Source organism: Bradyrhizobium sp. USDA 3397 (assembly GCF_054060965.1).
The window spans coordinates 7,868,814-7,886,770 of record NZ_JBSSDS010000001.1 but is presented as its reverse complement, the minus strand read 5'-3'; the positions used below and the strand labels follow the sequence as shown (position 1 = coordinate 7,886,770).

The window sequence follows — 17,957 nt, the reverse complement described above, 5'->3', positions numbered from 1 at the left end:
AATGACAGCGACAAATGGAAACGACCGCATGAGCCGAGCCGCGACCAACCTGCAAATCGATTCTGCCCGCCTGTGGGGCTCCATCCACGAGACCGCGCAATTCGGCGCGACGGCCAAGGGCGGCGTGCGGCGGCTGACGTTGAGCCGTGAAGACAAGCAGGTGCGCGATTGGTTCCGCAAGGCCTGCGAGGATGCCGGACTGGAAGTCCACGTCGACGCGCTCGGATCACAGTTCGGCCTGCGCAAAGGCCGCGACATGTCGAAGCTACCCGTCGGCATCGGCTCGCACCTCGACACCCAGCCGACCGGCGGCAAGTATGACGGCATCCTGGGGACGCTCGGCGCGCTGGAGGTGATCCGCACGCTGAATGATGCCGGCATCGAGACCGAGGCGCCGATCTGCATCGTGAACTGGACCAACGAGGAAGGCTCGCGCTTCGCACCTGCGATGATGGCCTCTGCCGCCTATGTCGGCGACTTCACCACCGACGACATTTTGTCGCGCAAGGACGCCGAGGGCACCACCGTCGGCCAGGCGCTCGACGGCATCGGCTATCGCGGCGACAAGCCGGTCGGCTTCCAGAAGCTCGGCTGCTTCGTCGAGCTGCACATCGAGCAGGGGCCGATCCTGGAAGCCGAAGGCAAGACCATCGGCGTGGTCGATTCCGGCCAGGGCGTGCTCTGGTACGACGGCAAGATCTCCGGCTTCGAGAGCCATGCGGGCTCCACGCCGATGCCGCTGCGGCGCGATGCGCTGGCGACCTTGTCCGAAATCGTGCTGGCGATGGAGTCGATTGCGAGGAAGCACGGACCGAACGCAGTCGGCACCATCGGCGAGGCCGTCATCGCCAATCCCTCGCGCAACGTCATTCCCGGCGAGATCGCCTTCACCATGGACTGCCGCAGTGCCGACGGCGCCATCATGGACGCGCTCGACCGCGATCTGCGAGCCGCGATTGCCGAGATCGCGGCGCGCCGCAAGGTCGAGGTCAAGATCGATCTGGTCTGGCGCAAGCCGCCGACGCATTTCGATCCGAAGCTGATTGCTGCCGTCGAGAACGCCGCCAAGACGCTCGGCTATTCCTCGCGCCGCATCACCTCCGGCGCCGGCCACGACGCCTGCAACCTCAACACGATCATGCCGGCGGCGATGGTGTTCGTGCCCTGCAAGGACGGCATCAGCCACAACGAGCTGGAGGATGCGACGCAGGGCGACTGCGCCGCGGGCACCAACGTCCTCATGCATACCGTGCTGGCGATCGCCGGCGTCGCATCCTGAGCGGAGAGAATTATGCGCGGAGTTTTCGTCGACGCCAATGAATCGCTTGCCGTGATCATGGAGCGGCTGGAGAAGCCCGGTGATCCCAAGGTGCGGATCAACAGGAATCCCGACATCACGCCCGAGCAATATCCGGAAGTGCTCGACGGCGCAGAGATCGCGATCGTCGACCACACGGCGCTGCCGACCGAGGTCGCGAAGAAATGCACCGGCCTGAAGCACGTCGTGTTCCTCGGCACCGGCGCGCGCAGCTACATGAATCCGGAAGAGCTCGCCGAGCTCGGCATTTCCGTGCATCTGATCAAGGGCTACGGCGACACCGCGGTTGCGGAATCCGCGATCGCGCTGATGTGGGCGTCGGCCCGCGTCATTGCGATGATGGACCGCGAGATGCGGGCCGGCAACTGGCTGCGCGAGGACGGCATGCAGCTCACCGGCAAGACGCTCGGCCTGATCGGCTTCGGCGGCATCGCCGCGGAGGTCGCGCGCATCGCGTCCGGCAGCGGCATGAAGGTGATCGCCTGGAATCGCTCGCCGAAGAGCCACGCGAGCGTCGAGTTCACCGACCTCGACAGCGTGCTGGCGAGAAGCGATGTGGTGTCGCTGCACCTGCTGCTCAACGACGAGACGCGCGGCATGATCACGCGCGAGAAAATTTTCGCAATGAAGCGCGGCGTCATCCTCATCAACACCGCCCGCGCCGCTGTTGTCGACGAGGCCGCCATGATCGAGGCGCTGAAGTCCGGCCATATCCGCCACGCCGGCCTCGATGTCTTCAACATCGAGCCGCTGCCCGGCGATCATCCGCTGACGAAGCTGCCGAACGTGACGTTGTCGGCGCATTCGGCCTTCCGCACACCGGAGGCGAGCGAGAACCTGATTGAAGCGGCGTTGGTCCATTGCCGCCGGATCGTGAAGGGATAAGAGCAACAACAATGGCCGACTATCGCATCATCAAGGCTGAGTCGCTCACCAAGGCCATCCATGCCATCGTCAGGGCCGGCGGCTCCTCGGACCGCGAGGCCGAGCTCGTGGCCACCAATCTCGTCGAAGCCAATTTGAAGGGACACGACTCGCACGGCGTCGGCATGATTCCGCGCTACGTCCAGAGCGTCACCAATGGCGGCCTCGCCGTGAACTCACACGTCAAGATCGTGCTTGACACCGGCCCGCTTCTCACCCTCGACGGCCTCACCGGCTACGGCCAGGTGATCGGCCATGAAGCGATGGAGCTCGCGGCCGAGCGCGCAAAGAAGAACGGTGTTTGCCTTGTCGGCCTCTCAAATTCGCATCACATCGGCCGCATCGGCCACTGGGCCGAGCAGTGCATCGATCACGGCCTGGTCTCGATCCACTTCGTCAACGTGATCTCGCGGCCGATCGTGGCGCCCTGGGGCGGCAGCGACGCACGCCACGGCACCAACCCGTTCTGCGTCGGCATCCCGCGCGCCGGCAAGGATCCGATCGTGCTCGACTTCGCCACCAGCAGGATCGCGCAGGGCAAGACCCGCGTCGCGCACAACAAAGGCGTCGCGCTCGAACCCGGCACGGTCATCGACAATGAAGGCAAGCAGACGACAAACCCGCGCTACACCGTGATTCCGCCGTACGGCGCGATCCTGCCGTTCGGCGAGCACAAGGGTTCGGGGCTCGCGCTGGTGTGCGAGATCCTCGGCGGCGCGCTCTCCGGCGGGCAGGTGGTCAAGGGCTCGTCCGACGGCAAGTACAATGTCCTCAACGGCATGCTCTCGATCGTCATCGACCCCGGCAAGCTCGGCACCGGCGAGAACCTTGCACGCGAAGTTGAGAGCTTCGTGAGCTGGCACACCGGCTCGCCGCCTGCCCCCGGCGTCGACAAGGTCAAAATCGCGGGCGAGCCGGAGCGCGAGATCAAGAAGAAACGCCTCGCCGAGGGAATCCCGGTCGACCCAACCACCTGGCAGGAGATCCTGGATGCCGGGAAGAAGTTCGGGCTGGAACAGACGGCGATCGAGAAGATCGCGAGCTGATCGGAGCGAGGCGCGTTCCTCGGCGTCGCCTCGCGCCTCATGACCAATCGCGCAAGAGAGACTGGACGGCGGCGAAGATATCGACGTGCTCGCGGCACGGGTTTGAACCGCCCCGCATGACCTTGCGACAATGCGGATATCCGATTGCATCCGCCCGAGGTTCGCATGCTCTCCCGTCTCGCAAAATTCGTGTCCGGCTCAAACCTTCCGTCGCCCGGATCCGATCTCTACCGGCAACGGCTCGCCATCTACGAGAGCGAGCTTGGCGAGCCCGAGCGCACATTCACGGACTACGCGGAGCGCCGCATCGACATCCACGCCTTCGGCCGCGATTTCGTCCCGGTTTGCCAGGAGGGCTCCGACGAAGGCTATGTCCTTCTCACCAACGGCATGAGCGAGCAACGGATGCACGGCGTCCCCGGGGACGCAAAGCCCCGGGCCGAGCTGATGTGGTACGTCCGCGAGCCGACGCAGGACGTTTGCGCCAATCTGCGCTGGCTGGCCAATCTGCCGTTCATCGACACGACCTGGTTCGGCTTCGGCCATCGCGTCGCGCTTCCGTGGCCGCCGGTTGCAGGAACGGACTTCCAGACGTTCCTGTTGCTCACACCGATCATCGGCCCCGACAAGGAGATCGCCGAGGCGCTGGAGATTGCGGGCGATCCGGTGGAGATCCTGACCGTGAACCTGATCTCGCATCAGGAGCTCGGGCTGATCAAGTCCAGGGGGCTCGATCCGTTTCTCGATCTGCTCGACGAGAACGACTATCCGCCGATCTTCGATCCGGCGCGGAAGTCGTATGTGTAGTCGTAGGGTGGGTTAGCCGAGCGGATGCGCGAAGCGCATCTGCTTGGCGTAACCCACCACTTCTGTCTCTGCGGATACGAACAGTGGCGGGTTACGCCCAGCGGACCACGCTTCGCGCGGCGCAGGGCTAAACCCACCCTACGCAGGGTGCCCCGCCTCAATCCACCATATCCGCAACCGCCTTGCCGCACGCCGTCGTGTCGGCATTACCGCCGAGATCCTTGGTGCGCAGCGTGCGTTCGGCGAGCGTGCGCTCGATCGCCTCGACGATCGACTTGCCGGCTTCCTTCTCACCGAGATGCTCGAACATCATCGCGCCGGACCAGATCATGCCGATCGGGTTGGCGATGCCCTGGCCTGCGATGTCGGGCGCCGAGCCGTGCACCGGTTCGAACACGGATGGGAAATCGCCCTCGGGGTTGATGTTGCCGGACGGAGCGATGCCGATGGTGCCGGTGCAGGCCGGGCCGAGGTCGGAGAGGATGTCGCCGAACAGGTTGGAGCCGACCACGACGTCGAACCAGTCCGGATGCAGCACGAAGTTCGCGGTGAGAATGTCGATGTGGTACTTGTCCCACTTCACGCCTGGAAACTTCTTGGCCATCGCCTCCACGCGCTCGTCCCAATAGGGCATGGTGATCGAGATTCCGTTGGACTTGGTCGCCGAGGTCAGGTGCTTCTTGGGCCGCGACTGCGCGAGCTCGAAGGCGAATTTCAGGATGCGGTCGACGCCGGTGCGGGTCATCACCGTCTGCTGCGTCACGAACTCGCGGTCGGTGTCCGGGAACATGCGGCCGCCGACCGAGGAATATTCGCCTTCGGTGTTCTCGCGCACGACCCAGAAATCGATGTCGCCGGGCTTGCGGCCCGCCAGCGGCGACGGCACGCCGGGCATCAGCCGCACCGGGCGCAAGTTCACGTACTGGTCGAACTCGCGGCGGAACTTGATCAGCGAGCCCCACAGCGAGACGTGGTCCGGGATCTTGGCCGGCCAGCCGACCGCACCGAAATAGATCGCATCGTGCTTTCCGATCTTCTCCTTCCAGTCGTCGGGCATCATCTGGCCGTGCTTCTCGTAATAGTCGTAAGAGGAGAAGTCGAAATGGTCGAAATGCAGCGAGACGTTGTGCTTTTTCGCCGCCGCCTCCAAAACGCGCAGGCCCTCGGGCATCACCTCCTTGCCGATGCCGTCGCCGGGAATGACCGCGATCCGGTATTGTTTCTTGCTCATCGAGAACGTCCTTGGTTGGTCCGGCAGTCGCCGCCTTCTGACTGCACTGCAATGGACCAAACGCGGCGGCAGTGCAACGCTGCACTGCAATGTTGACCATGGCGCGGCCAAGCGCCTACTGATTTGATCCTATTCCCACGAACGAGTACCCCCATGGATCTGCATCTGCGCGGCAAGCGCGTCCTGATCACCGGCGCGTCCAAGGGCATTGGCGCAGCCGCCGCCGAGGCCTTCGCCGAGGAAGGCGCGCATCTCCTCCTCGCGGCGCGTAGCGGCGATCAACTCAAGGCGCTGGCCGACCGTTTGCGCGCCGCGCACCAGATCGACGCCACAACGAGCATCGTCGATCTGCGCAAGGAGGAGGACGTGGCCCGGCTGGCGAAGGAAGCCGCCGACATCGACGTGCTCGTCAACAACGCCGGCGACATTCCCCGGCGGCTCGATCGACAAGATCGACGAGGCGACTTGGCGGCACGCCTGGGAATTGAAGGTGTTCGGCTATATCAACCTGACGCGCTACATCTACGCCCAGATGAAAGCCAGGGGTGGCGGCGTCATCGTCAACGACATCGGCGCGGCCGGCGAGAAGTTCGACGCCAACTACATCTGCGGCAGCGCCGGCAATGCCGCGCTGATGGCGTTCACACGGGCGCTCGGCGGCAAGAGCCTGGCCGACAACATCCGCGTGGTCGGCATCAATCCCGGCCCCGTCGGCACCGACCGCCACGTCACCCTGCTGAAGACGCGGGCCAAGCACCAGTTCGGCGACGAGAGCCGCTACAAGGAATTCCAGAAGAGCCTGCCGCTCGGCCGTCCCGCGCATGCGCGCGAGATCGGCGACCTCATGGCGTTCCTGGCCTCGGATCGCGCCGGCTATACGTCGGGGGTGATCTATACCGTTGACGGCGGCATCAGCGCCGGGTGGGGTTAACTCTATTCTCGTCATTGCGAGCGCAGCGAAGCAATCCAGGAATCTTGCCGCAGTGACAGTCTGGATTGCTTCGCTGCGCTCGCAATGACGACACAACAAGCACTGGAGTAAGATATTTGTCTCAAGACCTGATCCGCGAAACCGCCTGCACCGTCGTCGACAAGCTGCGCTCCGGCGACGTCTCGCCGCTCGAGCTCTTGGACGTGCTGGAGAAGCGCATCAAGGAGGTCGACGGCAAGGTCAACGCGCTGCCGACGCTGTGCTTCGATCGCGCGCGGGAGAGTGCGAAGACACTGATGCAGAAGCCGGCCGGCGCGCGCGGGCTGCTCGCCGGGCTGCCGGTGCCGATCAAGGATCTGACCGACGTCGCGGGCGTGTTGAACACGCAGGGCTCGCCGATCTTCAAGGACAACATCCCCGCGAAGTCCGACCTCATGGTCGAGAACCTCGAGGCCAACGGCGCGGTCGTCTACGCCAAGTCGAACACGCCAGAGTTCGGGGCCGGTGCCAACACGTTCAACGAGGTGTTCGGCGCGACGCTCAATCCCTGGGACACGACGAAATCGGCCGCGGGCTCCTCCGGCGGCGCGGCGGTGGCGCTGGCGACCGGCATGGCCTGGCTCGCCCAAGGCTCCGACATGGGCGGATCCTTGCGCAGCCCCGCGGCCTTCTGCGGCGTCGTCGGCATGCGGCCGAGCATCGGCCGCGTCGCGCATACCCCAAAGTCCGGCATCGATCGCAATCTCGGCGTGGTCGGCCCGATGGCGCGCAACGTCGAGGATCTCGCGCTGCTGCTGGATGCCATGAGCGGCGACTATGCCGACGATCCGCTGTCGCTGCCGGCTCCCGCAACCTCGTTCCTGTCGGCGGCCCAGGCGGGCAAGCGGCCGAGGCGCATCGCCTATTCGCCCGATCTAGGCATCACCCCGGTCGATCCCGAAGTGAAGGCGATCACACGAAAGGCCGCCGAACGTTTCGCCGAAGCCGGCGCCATCGTCGAGGAGGCGCATCCGGACTGGCGCGAGGCGCATGAATGCTTCCACGTGCTGCGCGCCTTCGACTTTGCGATCACCAAGGCCAATCTGCTGCGCACCAAGCGCGACCTGCTCAAGCCCGAGGTGATCTGGAACATCGAGGAGGGTCTCAAGCTGACAGTCGAGCAGCTCGCGCGCGCCGAGGCGCAGCGCGTCGGCATGACGGCGCGGGCAGTCGAGTTCTTCAAGAGCTACGATCTGTTGCTGACGCCGACCACGATCGTTCCGCCCTTCCCGATCGAGCATCGCTATGTCGCCGAATGCGCCGGCAAGAGGTTCGAAAACTACGTCGAGTGGCTTGGCATCGTCTACGCCATCACGCTGGCCTGCTGCCCGTCTCTCTCCCTGCCCTGCGGCTTCACGGCCTCGGGCCTGCCGGTCGGCGTGCAGGTAGTCGGCGCGCCGCGCGCCGACGCGCAGGTGATCGCCGGAGCGAAGGTGCTGGAAGACATTCTGGGCCTGCGCGGCACGACGCCGATCTATCCGAAGGTGAAGGACTGAGCTCCGCGCCTGCGCAGTCGTTCGCCGGAGGGGCGTTCTCGCTCGGCGGCGGCAACATACCGAGGCGCGGCTTGCCGCGGCCGACCTGCGTCTCGGAGAAAGGTTGATCCATGAGCACTCGCACCAGCCGTGTGCTACATCGCTCACTGCGCGAAACGCCACCCAAGGCGATCGGCGGCGAGGGCATTTATCTCTTCGCCGAGGACGGACGCCGCATCATCGATGCCTCCGGTGGCGCGGCGGTCTCCTGCCTCGGCCACCAGCACCCGCGCGTCATCGCGGCGATGGCAAATCAGGCGTCCACCCTCGCCTACGCGCACACGGCTTTCTTCTCCTCCGAGCCGGCTGAAGCACTGGCCGAAAAGCTGGTCGGACACGAGCCCGGCGGGCTCGCCTACGCCTATTTCGTCAGCGGCGGATCGGAGGCAATCGAAGCCAGCATCAAGCTGGCGCGGCAATATTTCATCGAGCGCGGCGAGCCGCAGCGGCAGCATTTCATCGCGCGGCGACAGAGCTATCACGGCAACACGCTCGGCGCGCTTGCCGCCGGCGGCAACGCCTGGCGCCGCGCGCCCTATGCGCCGCTGCTGTCGACCGCTTTCAGCCACGTCACGCCGGCCTTCGCCTATCACGAGAAGCGCGAGGGCGAGTCGGATGCGCAGTTTGTGGCGCGCCTCGCCACCGAGCTCGAAGCCGAGTTCCAGCGGCTCGGCCCCGACACCGTCGCGGCCTTCCTCGCCGAGCCCGTCGTCGGCGCCACCGCCGGCGCCGTGACCGCCCCGGACGGCTACTTCAAAGCGGTGCGCGAGGTCTGCGACCGCCACGGTGCACTGCTCATTCTCGACGAGGTCATGTGCGGCATGGGCCGCACCGGCACGACGCATGCCTGGGAGCAGGAGCGCGTCGCGCCCGATATTCAGGCGATCGCCAAGGGGCTCGGCGGCGGCTATCAGCCGATCGGTGCCATGCTCGTCAGCGGCAGGATCATCGACACCATCCGCGCGGGCTCGGGCGCGTTCCTGCACGGTCACACCTATCTCGCACACCCCCTCGCCTGCGCGGCCGCGCTCGCGGTGCAGGACGTCATCCGGGAGGACGGCCTGCTCGCCCGCGTGAAGGAGCGCGGCAAGCAGCTCGAGCAGCGCCTGATCGAGCGCTTCGGCAATCATCGCCATGTCGGCGACATCAGGGGACGCGGCCTGTTCTGGGCAATCGAGCTCGTCGCCGACCGCGCCGACCGAACCTCGTTCGATCCGGCGCTCAAGCTGAACCAGAAGATCAAGGCCGAGGCGTTTGCGCATGGGCTCGGCTGCTATCCCGGGGGTGGCACCGTGGACGGTGTCCGCGGCGATCACGTGCTGCTGGCGCCGCCCTACATCACCTCGGCTGGCGAGATCGACCTGATCGTCGACAAGCTGGGAACCGCCGTCGATAACGTATTACGCAGTGTCGACGAATGAGGGGCGGCGCGCACCGTTTCGTCGACCGGAACGTAGCACTTCGCGATGCACAGCGTCTCAAAAGTGCGAGACCTTCCATGCGCAATGACGTTCCATGACGACGCCCCCTCGCATCGCCCTTATCCACGCCCTCAAGCATTCCATCGCCCCGATCGAGGCAGCGTTTGCGCAGGCGTGGCCCGAGGCGCGGCTGATGAACCTGCTTGACGACAGTCTCTCGGCGGATCTCGCCCGCGACGGGCAACTCAATGATGCCATGACCGAACGCTTCCTCGCGCTCGGCGACTACGCAGCGGCGACGGGAGCAGATGGAATCCTGTTCACCTGCTCCGCCTTCGGCCCGTGCATCGAGGCCGTCGCGCGCGCGCATGCGCCGATGCCCGTGCTGAAGCCGAACGAGGCCATGATTGAGAGGGCGGTGACCATGGGCCGGCGCATCGGCCTGCTCTCGAGCTTTCCGCCGACGCTGGCGTCGATGCCGCCCGAGTTTCCCGACTCCGTCGAGGTGGTGCCGAAGCTCGCCGACGGCGCGCTGACCGCGCTCGACCGCGGCGACCGCGCCACGCATGACCGGCTGATCGCGGAGGCCTCACGGAGCTTGCGCGATTGCGACGTCATCGCGCTGGCGCAATTCAGCATCGCCGCGACGGCGCCGCTGGTCGCGGAGGCCACAGGCCGCCCCGTCGTGACCACGCCGGACAGCGCGGTCGAAAAGCTGATGAAGCTGCTGAAGGCGAAGCCCTAAGCGCCGGCCTTGGTCCGACGCCGCGCATCCTTGATCGCGACCGCAAGCGCAGCCTTCGTCTCGTTGACGAAATCCTCGACCAGTTCCTCGCGCGTGGCATGCGCCGCCTCGCCGGTGAACAGGCCCTGCTCGGCCAGCATCACCACCCCGTGCAGCGCCGCCCAGATCTTGAGCGCCTGCCGTTCGCGCAAATAACCCACGGCGGGCGCTTCCAGAGCTTCGATCACGAGCGCAAAGGTCTCCCGCGTCGCCTCGTGCAGCTCGCTGCCCTTGGCCGCGCAGGACACCGTGCGCGAGGCGAACATCAGGCGGTAGATGCCATTCCGGCGCAAGCCGAAATCGAGCGTCGCCTGTGCGAGCCGCGAGAGCTTCGATTGCTGCGACGGCTTTGCCATCGCTTCGCGCAAGAGCGCCGAGAGCTGCCGGAATGCTTGCGCGGTGACGGCGGCGAGCAGCGCCTCGCGGTCGGCAAAATGCCGGTATGGCGCCGGCTGCGAGACCCCGAGCTTCTTGGCAAGCGCCTTGATGCTGATGGCCTCCGCGCCGCCCCGCTCTGCCTCTTGCAGCGCGGCCTCGATCAACGCATCGCGGAGATCGCCATGGTGGTAGGTCTTCTCGGGCTTGCGGGCTGGTCGTGAGCGCATGTCGGGGCGAAGCCTATAAGTTTGCGCTTGACAGGGGAAGCCCGCCGCGAATGTAATAGCATATAACTTAAATAAAGCTGGGATGGGGAAACGCGCCGCCTTCGGGCCCTCGCGCGCACACGACCAAGGAAGCCGAGAATGGCAGAGCGACTGAAGGTTCACGTCGATCCCGACAAATGCCAGGGTCATGCCCGCTGCAAGGCGCTCGCGCCGGAGCTTTTCGAGCTCGACGAATACGGCAACGCGCACGAAGCTGGTGACGGCACCGTCCCGCCAGGACTCGAGGACAAGGCCTGGCTTGCGAAATCCAACTGCCCGGAAATCGCAATCGATGTGATCGAGGAATAGTGCGGCCGTTGCCGCCCCGCATGCGTTCAGCGAATACGAGCCAAGGGATTGCCTGCCATGTCCGACGTCGACCAGCCTGTCGCCCATCCGCCCGTCACCGACTGGGTCCATGATTTCGACCACACCGATCCGCAATGGACCGAGGACCCGTTCCCGATCTGGGACGAGCTGCGGGCCATAAGTCCCGTGGTGCACACCGAACGTTTCCTCGGCTGCTATTTGCCGACGACCTATGAAGCCGTGCGCGAGATCGCCAACGACACCGAGCACTTCTCCTCCCGCCGCATCATCGTCCGCGACGTACGGCCGGAAATCACCAGCCGGAACGCAGCCCCGCCGATCACCTCCGATCCGCCCGAGCACAAACCGGCCAAGCAATTGCTGCTGCCGCCGTTCACCCCGGACGCGATGAAGAAGCTCGAGCCGCGCGTCCGCGCCATCTGCAACGAGCTGATCGACGACTTCATCGCCGAGCAGAGGGTGGACGCTGCGGCACGCTACACCAAGCACATCCCGGTTCGGGCGATCGCGCACATGCTCGGCATCCCCGAGAGCGACAGCGACCTTTTCATCAATTGGATCCACATGATCCTCGAGCTCGGCATCAGGGACGAGAGCAAGCTGCTCCAGGCCGTGCAGGAGATGACGGCCTATTTCGGCGGCCATATCGAAGCGCGCAAGAGCAAGCCCACCGACGATCTGATCTCCTACCTGATGAACGCCAGGGACAAGAACGGCAATCCGCTCGAGGACACCCATGTGATGGGCTCGCTGCGCCTGCTGCTGATCGCCGGCATCGACACCACCTGGAGCGCGATCGGCTCCTCGCTCTGGCATCTTGCGAAGACGCCGGCCGACCGCGAGCGGCTGATCGCCGAGCCCGGACTGATCCCGACAGCCGTGGAGGAGCTGCTGCGCGCCTATTCGCCGGTGACGATGGCGCGTGAAGTGGTCAAGGAGACCACGGTATCCGGCTGTCCGGTCAAGCCGGGCAACATGGTGCTGCTGTCGTTCCCGGCAGCCAACCGCGACCCCAAGATGTTTCCGGACGCTGACAAAGTCGTGATCGACCGGCGCGAGAACCGCCATGCGGCCTTCGGCCTCGGCATCCACCGCTGCGTCGGTTCCAACCTCGCGCGCATGGAAATGCAGGTGGCGCTGGAGGAATGGCTGAAGCGGATTCCCGACTTCCGGCTCGATCCGGCAGGTACGGTGACTTGGTCGCAAGGAACGGTGCGCGGCCCCCGCCAGTTGCCATTTTTGCTCGGAAAGGCGATGTAAGGCCTTCCCAAAGGAAGCGGACAGGCCTTTCATGGCGTGCGCAACACCAAGCAGGCCTCAGCCATGCATTGCCACCAGCACAGGCCATGACCGACGAGACGCCATCCGACAGCAAGCTGACGCGCACCAAGGAGAAGTGGGCGCGCGAGGGCCGCTTTCTCACCGGCAAGATTACACGCCCGGAGGATCAAAGGCTTCCACCCGGGCAGCATCTCACCAAGGACTGGCCGGTGCTCGATCTCGGGGTCACGCCGCCGGTCTCGCGCGAGCGCTGGCGGCTCGACGTCTATGGCGCGGTCGAGACCCCCGTTTTCTGGACCTTTGCCGAATTCGCCGCGCAGAAGCAGTCCCAGTTCACCTCGGACATCCATTGCGTCACGACCTGGTCGCGCTATGACAACGAATGGGAAGGGCTCGCCACGCGTGAGCTGCTGGCGGCCTGCCAGCCGCGCGAGGATGCCCGCTTCGTCGTGCTGCATTCCTATGACGGTTACACCACCAATCTCGCGCTGGAGGATTTTGCCGCCGAGGACGCGCTGCTCGCCCACACCTGGTCCGGCCAGCCGCTGACGGACGAGCATGGCGGCCCGGTGCGACTGGTCGTACCGCACCTCTATTTCTGGAAGAGCGCGAAATGGCTCCAGGCCATCGAATTCCTGACCGAGGACGCGCCGGGCTTCTGGGAAGTCCGCGGCTATCATAACCGCGGTGATCCCTGGGCCGAGCAGCGCTATTCGGGCGATTAGGTTCGAGCAAGACGGGGGGAAGCCCATGCCGACGGAACGCTTTCAATTCACCGGCGAAGGCGGCCACCAGCTCGCGGCCGCGCTGGAGCTGCCTGACGGCGAGCCCGCGGCGTTCGCGCTGTTCGCGCACTGCTTCACCTGCGGCAAGGACACGCTGGCCGCCAAGCGCATCTCGGTCGCGCTCGCTGCCAAGGGCATCGCGGTGCTGCGCTTCGACTTCACCGGGCTTGGTTCCAGTGGCGGCGATTTCGCCAATTCGACGTTCTCCTCCAACGTCGCCGATCTCGTCCGCGCCGCCGATCATTTGCGCGAGACCCGCAAGGCACCCTCGATCCTGATCGGCCATAGCCTGGGTGGCGCCGCGATCCTCGCCGCTGCCGGACGGATTCCCGAGGCGAGAGCGGTGGCCACCATCGCGGCGCCCTCGGATCCCGCTCACGTCACCGGCCTGTTCCGGGAGCATCTCGACAACATCCGCGCGCAGGGCGAGGTCGAAGTGTCGCTCGCGGGACGCCCGTTCCGGATCAAGCGCGAATTCCTCGACGACATCGCCGAGCACGAGCTGATGAAGGACGTCACCGGCCTGCACAAGGCGCTGCTGGTGATGCATTCGCCCGTTGACGACACCGTCGGCATCGACAACGCAACGAAGCTCTTCGTCGCGGCAAGACATCCCAAGAGCTTCGTCTCGCTCGACCACGCCGATCATCTTCTGACCAAGCCTGCCGACGCGCTCTACACGGCCGACATGATCGTGGCCTGGGCCAGCCGTTACGTCGATGCAGCGACGCCCGCGAAGGCGATGGATCTGCCGGAGGAGCCGCGCAAGGTCGTCGTGCAGGAGACCCGCAAGAGCACGTTCAACCAGACCATCATTGTCGGCCCGCATCATCTGGTGGCGGACGAGCCCATTGCGGCCGGCGGCGCGGATGCCGGGCCCGGCCCGTACGATTTCCTGCTCGCCGGCTTAGGTGCCTGCACCTCGATGACTATGCGTCTCTATGCCGACCGCAAGTCGCTGCCGCTCGACCGCGTCACGGTCACGCTGAAGCATTCCAAGATCTACGCCAAGGATTGTGCGGAGTGCGAGACACGCGAGGGCATGCTCGACCAGATCGAGCGCGACATCGCGATCGACGGCGCGCTCGATGCCGAGCAGCGCAAGAAGCTGATGGAGATCGCCGACAAATGCCCGGTGCACCGGACGCTGACGTCGGAGATCCGGATCGTGACGAAGGCCGTCGGGTAGCGCCTAAGCGGATTGGCTTTAAGTTGAATAGACCGCCCGCGGGCTCGTTCGAACCTCTCCCGCTTGCGGGAGAGGTCGGCGCGAAGCGCCGGGTGAGGGTTCTCTCCACATGGGGATTCTCGCTTGCGGAGACACCCTCTCCCCACCCCTCTCCCGCAAGCGGGAGAGGGAGCGCACCTCCTTCGTTGCCGCATCGAGCCTTATCTCCATGCTCTAAAAGCACGACGCCATCGTGCGCACGGCCGCGCTGATCTCGTTTTCGCGCCACGCCGCAAAGCCGAGCAGCAGGCCGTGATCGCGCGGGCGGCCGAGCGCAAGGCTGGACAGAGCTCGCGTTTCGACGCCCGCAGCGACCAGTCGCTTGACTGCAGCCTGATCGGCCCGACCGCGCTTGAGGCGGGCGACGAGTTGGATACCGCCGGGGGGCACCTCGACCGAGAGCATGCCACCGAGATGCCGCTGCAGCTCCTCGACGAGGTGATCGCGGCGCGCGTGATAGAGCCGGCGCATCCGGCGCAGATGCGCGAGGAAGTGCCCATCGGCGATGAATTCGGCCAGTGCCTCCTGGATGTGGCTGGCGGCGATCAGTCCCATGTGCTGCTGCGCGATCTCCAAGGTGCTGACCAGCGCCGCCGGCGCGACCAGATAGCCGAGCCGGATGTCCGACCTCATCGCCTTCGAGAATGTGCCGACATAGAACACACGGCCATGGGCATCTAACCCCTGCAAGGCCGGCACCGGCCGGCTGTCGTAGTGGAATTCGCCGTCGTAATCGTCCTCGACGATCCAGGTCCTGCCGGGCTGGCTTGCCGCGAGAAACTCGGTTCGGCGGGCTAGCGACATCAATCGGCCGGTTGGGTGCTGATGCGACGGCGTCATGAAGATCAGCCTGGGAGCTCCAAGGCCTGGCATTCGCTGCATGCCCTGTTCGTCCAGCCTGATGCCGGTCAGGCGCGCGCCGGATGCGTGAAAGGCAGCCGCCGCGCCGGGATAGCCTGGGTCTTCAACCCATACATGATCGCCCGGCGAAATGAGTGTGGCAGCAATCAAGGTCAGCGCGGCCTGCGCGCTCGGCAGGATCATGATCTGCTCCGCCGTGGCGCGGACGTCCCGGTTCGTCGCCAGATAATGCGTCAGCGCCTCCCGCAGGCGCAGCCGGTTGACCGGTCCCTGCTCGCGCCTGCCTGCATGCACGGCACTGCGGCGCAGGCAGCGTGCCCAGACCTCGTTCGGAAACTCCCTGAAATCGCCCAGCCCCGGGCGCAGCGGTTTGAGCTCCCCCCGATAAGACATCGGCCAGTCGGCTTGCTGGAGCTTCGTAGCCCAAGGCGAGAGCTGCAGTTTGCCGACGCATTCGCCCGCTGCGACGGCGCCCCGTTCGATGCGTTCGTGGCCGTCGATCATGACCACGGGACGGCGGCCATGAGACGCTGCGACATATCCCTCGGCCGCGAGCTGCTCGAACGCGTATGTGACGGTGTTGCGCGAGACGCCGAGATCGCTCGCAAGCTGTCGGCTCGACGGCAGCACGCGGCCTTTGCCGAGGCGGCCGGTCGCGATCAGGCCTCGCAGCTGGCTCGTCAGTTGCGCCACCAGCCCCTGGCCATCGGTCCGTTTCAGCTCGATCAACGCGGAGATCGTCGTGTCGGATACTGGCACTCTCTTCTTCTCCAATCTGGCACTTTTTCAAATGCCAGTCGGGATGCTATCCGGCGGCTCGGACTGCTTCAAGGACCTGCGACATGAACACCCTGTCACCCCGTGCGGCCATCGGCCTGTTCCTCATCGTGGTGCTGGCCTGGGGCGTGAATTGGTCGGTGACCAAGCAGCTCGTGCAGTTCGTCCCGCCGTTGTGGAGCGCGGCAATCCGGAGTTGGATCGCGCTGGCTGGATTGTTCGTGCTGCTCGGACTGAGCAACAATCTCGTGATCCCGGAGCGACGCGACTTTCCCGTGATTCTGAGCGTGGCGCTGCTGCATATGACGCTGTTCTCGATCCTGGTTGCCAGCGGCCTTCGCTTCCTGCCCGCAAGCAAGGGGATCGTGCTCGGCTACACCACGCCGCTCTGGGTCGCACTCGCCGCGCCCCTTTTCGGCAAGGACACGCTGACGGCGCCGAAGCTCGCCGGCGCTCTGCTCGGGCTGATCGGCCTTGCCGTCATCCTGAATCCATCCTCGATCGACTGGACCAACCCAAACGTGCTGCTCGGCGCCGGCATGGTCATCCTGGCCGCGATCTCTTGGGCTGCGAACATCATCTATATCCGCGCGCATCGCTGGATCGGATCTCCGCTTCAGCTTTTGCTTTGGCAGGTGCTCGTGGCAACGATCGTGCTGTCGGTCGGCGCGACAGCTGTGGATGGCCTCCCGCATGTGGAGTGGTCGTGGAGGCTCGTACTGTTGTTTCTCTATTCGGGCCTGGTCGGAACGGTCCTGGCTTATTGGGCGATGTCGATGGTCAACAAGAGCATCTCAGCCCTGACGACGTCGCTCGGCACCACCGGGACACCGCTGGTCGGCATCGCCAGCGCTGCGATCCTTCTGGGTGAACCCATCGACGCGAGCCTTGCCGTCGCGGCCGCGCTGATCGTCTCCGGCATCGGCCTTGCGACGCTAGGCGATCGGTTATTGCGCAGTCAGGCCACCGCGAGAGGCTGAACCCGCAGAAACCCGCGCAGGCCCGCCGCGGTGCCGAGCAGGATGCCGGCGACCGCGACAAACGAGCCCAGCGCGAGCGTAGACACGCCCGTGAGCCCCTGCCCGATCGAGCAGCCGAACGCCATCACGCCGCCGATCCCCATCAGCGCGGCACCGGTCCCTGAGCGGAGCATGTGGCGCGGCGAGGAATAGCCTTCGAGCTTGAAGCGGCCTGTTGCGAGTGCCGTAACCAGACTGCCGGCGAAGACGCCGGCCACCGTCGCGATGCCGAAGTTGAGCGTCAGCCCGGTCGAGAGCATGGCGTATTGCAGGCTATCGGCGATCGGCGCGACGAACGTAAGGGAGGTCACGGGGACCGGATTGAAGTCGTCGGCACCGAGATAGCCGGTGGCCAGCCAGCCGCCGGCGACGAGGAGGCCCACGATGATGCCCGCTACGACCTGGCCGGGCGAGCGACGGAACGCAGGATGCGCGAAAGCGAACAGGCTCAACGCGACGGTTGTCGCGGCCGCGGCGAGCGCGCGCGAAAGCGATTCCGTAAAGCCGAGCGTCGCCAGCAACGACGGCAGCGAGTTGGCAGGAGCCGTGACTTGCGTTGCCTGCACCAGCGCAATGCGCGCCGGTGCGATGAGGCCCTTCAGCGTCATCTGCGCGGCAATCGCGAGCACGATCACGACGACGAAGGAGCGGAGATTGCCGCGGCCGAGTAGCACCAGCGCCCGCGAGCCGCAGCCGTTCGAAAGCACCATGCCGTAGCCGAACAGCAGGCCGCCGAGGAACAGCACCGCCGGCGAAAACGATTGCTGCAAATAGATCGACTTGCCGAGATCGACCGTGCCGCTGCTGGCGAGGAACTGGCTCGCAGCGATCGCAACAGCGATTGCGAGCGCGTAGGTCCGCACCAGCCGCCCGTCGCCCTCCGCCAGAAACCCGCGCATGCTGCTCATCAGGCAGAAACCGCTGAGCAGGCCAACTGCGCCGTAGACGAGACCGATGGCAAGGCCGGCGAGGATAACGAGTTGCGTGGATTCCATG

The 17,957-nt window shown here is 65.6% G+C and carries 16 protein-coding genes and 1 pseudogene; 13 read left to right on the top strand and 4 right to left on the bottom strand.

The features are described from left to right. The first annotated feature begins 28 nt into the window (after nucleotides 1-28). The 4 genes from ACVWYQ_RS36685 (at nucleotide 29) to ACVWYQ_RS36670 (ending at nucleotide 4,095) form a co-directional block, all read left to right on the top strand. Nucleotides 29-1,279, top strand: a complete 1,251-nt coding sequence (locus ACVWYQ_RS36685) for a Zn-dependent hydrolase (RefSeq protein ID WP_271545344.1) — start codon at nucleotides 29-31, stop codon at nucleotides 1,277-1,279. 12 nt (nucleotides 1,280-1,291) lie between these two features. Beyond that, a complete protein-coding gene (locus tag ACVWYQ_RS36680) occupies nucleotides 1,292-2,203 on the top strand; it encodes an NAD(P)-dependent oxidoreductase (protein WP_271545345.1) in 912 nt (303 codons plus the stop codon). 11 nt (nucleotides 2,204-2,214) lie between these two features. Then, nucleotides 2,215-3,288 carry a malate/lactate/ureidoglycolate dehydrogenase gene (locus tag ACVWYQ_RS36675; RefSeq protein ID WP_404542565.1) on the top strand — a complete coding sequence of 358 codons (1,074 nt, stop codon included), beginning with the start codon at nucleotides 2,215-2,217 and terminating at the stop codon, nucleotides 3,286-3,288. Between the two features lie 165 nt (nucleotides 3,289-3,453). After that, nucleotides 3,454-4,095 carry a suppressor of fused domain protein gene (locus ACVWYQ_RS36670; RefSeq protein WP_456727066.1) on the top strand — a complete coding sequence of 214 codons (642 nt, stop codon included), beginning with the start codon at nucleotides 3,454-3,456 and terminating at the stop codon, nucleotides 4,093-4,095. 157 nt (nucleotides 4,096-4,252) lie between these two features. Here the strand turns inward: ACVWYQ_RS36670 and ACVWYQ_RS36665 are convergent, their stop codons facing one another. Beyond that, complete coding sequence (locus ACVWYQ_RS36665) at nucleotides 4,253-5,326, bottom strand: tartrate dehydrogenase (protein WP_036004872.1); 1,074 nt, start codon at nucleotides 5,324-5,326, stop codon at nucleotides 4,253-4,255. A 153-nt stretch (nucleotides 5,327-5,479) separates the two neighbouring features. Here ACVWYQ_RS36665 and ACVWYQ_RS36660 point away from each other — a divergent pair. The 4 genes and pseudogenes from ACVWYQ_RS36660 to ACVWYQ_RS36645 all read left to right on the top strand — a co-directional run bounded on the left by ACVWYQ_RS36660 (nucleotide 5,480) and on the right by ACVWYQ_RS36645 (nucleotide 9,997). Continuing rightward, nucleotides 5,480-6,257: pseudogene (locus tag ACVWYQ_RS36660) on the top strand (SDR family oxidoreductase). Nucleotides 6,258-6,373: 116 nt separating this feature from the next. Further along, a complete protein-coding gene (locus ACVWYQ_RS36655; RefSeq protein WP_404542571.1) occupies nucleotides 6,374-7,792 on the top strand; it encodes an amidase in 1,419 nt (472 codons plus the stop codon). A gap of 110 nt (nucleotides 7,793-7,902) precedes the next feature. Then, complete coding sequence (locus ACVWYQ_RS36650) at nucleotides 7,903-9,252, top strand: aspartate aminotransferase family protein (RefSeq protein ID WP_275496623.1); 1,350 nt, start codon at nucleotides 7,903-7,905, stop codon at nucleotides 9,250-9,252. A gap of 94 nt (nucleotides 9,253-9,346) precedes the next feature. After that, complete coding sequence (locus tag ACVWYQ_RS36645; RefSeq protein WP_404542574.1) at nucleotides 9,347-9,997, top strand: aspartate/glutamate racemase family protein; 651 nt, start codon at nucleotides 9,347-9,349, stop codon at nucleotides 9,995-9,997. Here the strand turns inward: ACVWYQ_RS36645 and ACVWYQ_RS36640 are convergent. Further along, nucleotides 9,994-10,641, bottom strand: a complete 648-nt coding sequence (locus ACVWYQ_RS36640) for a TetR/AcrR family transcriptional regulator (protein ID WP_404542576.1) — start codon at nucleotides 10,639-10,641, stop codon at nucleotides 9,994-9,996. The genes ACVWYQ_RS36645 and ACVWYQ_RS36640 overlap by 4 nt on opposite strands. Before the next feature lie 138 nt (nucleotides 10,642-10,779). Between ACVWYQ_RS36640 and ACVWYQ_RS36635 the strand changes: the two genes are divergently transcribed. The 4 genes from ACVWYQ_RS36635 (at nucleotide 10,780) to ACVWYQ_RS36620 (ending at nucleotide 14,265) form a co-directional block, all read left to right on the top strand. After that, nucleotides 10,780-10,989, top strand: coding sequence for a ferredoxin (locus ACVWYQ_RS36635; protein WP_018648108.1), 210 nt, complete (start codon nucleotides 10,780-10,782; stop codon nucleotides 10,987-10,989). A 57-nt stretch (nucleotides 10,990-11,046) separates the two neighbouring features. Further along, nucleotides 11,047-12,270: a cytochrome P450 gene (locus ACVWYQ_RS36630; RefSeq protein WP_271545351.1), complete on the top strand. Its 1,224-nt coding sequence runs from the start codon at nucleotides 11,047-11,049 to the stop codon at nucleotides 12,268-12,270. 86 nt (nucleotides 12,271-12,356) lie between these two features. Continuing rightward, a complete protein-coding gene (locus ACVWYQ_RS36625; RefSeq protein ID WP_271545352.1) occupies nucleotides 12,357-13,016 on the top strand; it encodes a sulfite oxidase-like oxidoreductase in 660 nt (219 codons plus the stop codon). Between the two features lie 25 nt (nucleotides 13,017-13,041). Beyond that, nucleotides 13,042-14,265 (top strand): bifunctional alpha/beta hydrolase/OsmC family protein, encoded by a 1,224-nt coding sequence (locus ACVWYQ_RS36620; RefSeq protein ID WP_271545353.1) that lies wholly within the window; start codon nucleotides 13,042-13,044, stop codon nucleotides 14,263-14,265. A 213-nt stretch (nucleotides 14,266-14,478) separates the two neighbouring features. Here ACVWYQ_RS36620 and pdxR read toward each other — a convergent pair whose 3' ends face one another. Beyond that, complete coding sequence (pdxR, locus tag ACVWYQ_RS36615; RefSeq protein ID WP_404542579.1) at nucleotides 14,479-15,924, bottom strand: MocR-like pyridoxine biosynthesis transcription factor PdxR; 1,446 nt, start codon at nucleotides 15,922-15,924, stop codon at nucleotides 14,479-14,481. A gap of 83 nt (nucleotides 15,925-16,007) precedes the next feature. Between pdxR and ACVWYQ_RS36610 the strand changes: the two genes are divergently transcribed. After that, nucleotides 16,008-16,922, top strand: a complete 915-nt coding sequence (locus ACVWYQ_RS36610) for a DMT family transporter (RefSeq protein ID WP_109144494.1) — start codon at nucleotides 16,008-16,010, stop codon at nucleotides 16,920-16,922. Here the strand turns inward: ACVWYQ_RS36610 and ACVWYQ_RS36605 are convergent. Next, the gene (locus tag ACVWYQ_RS36605) at nucleotides 16,901-17,956 is read right to left on the bottom strand and encodes a YeeE/YedE family protein (RefSeq protein ID WP_404542581.1); all 1,056 of its coding nucleotides are present in this window, start codon (nucleotides 17,954-17,956) and stop codon (nucleotides 16,901-16,903) included. The two genes, ACVWYQ_RS36610 and ACVWYQ_RS36605, sit on opposite strands and share 22 nt — an antisense overlap. Nucleotide 17,957: the final 1 nt, after the last annotated feature.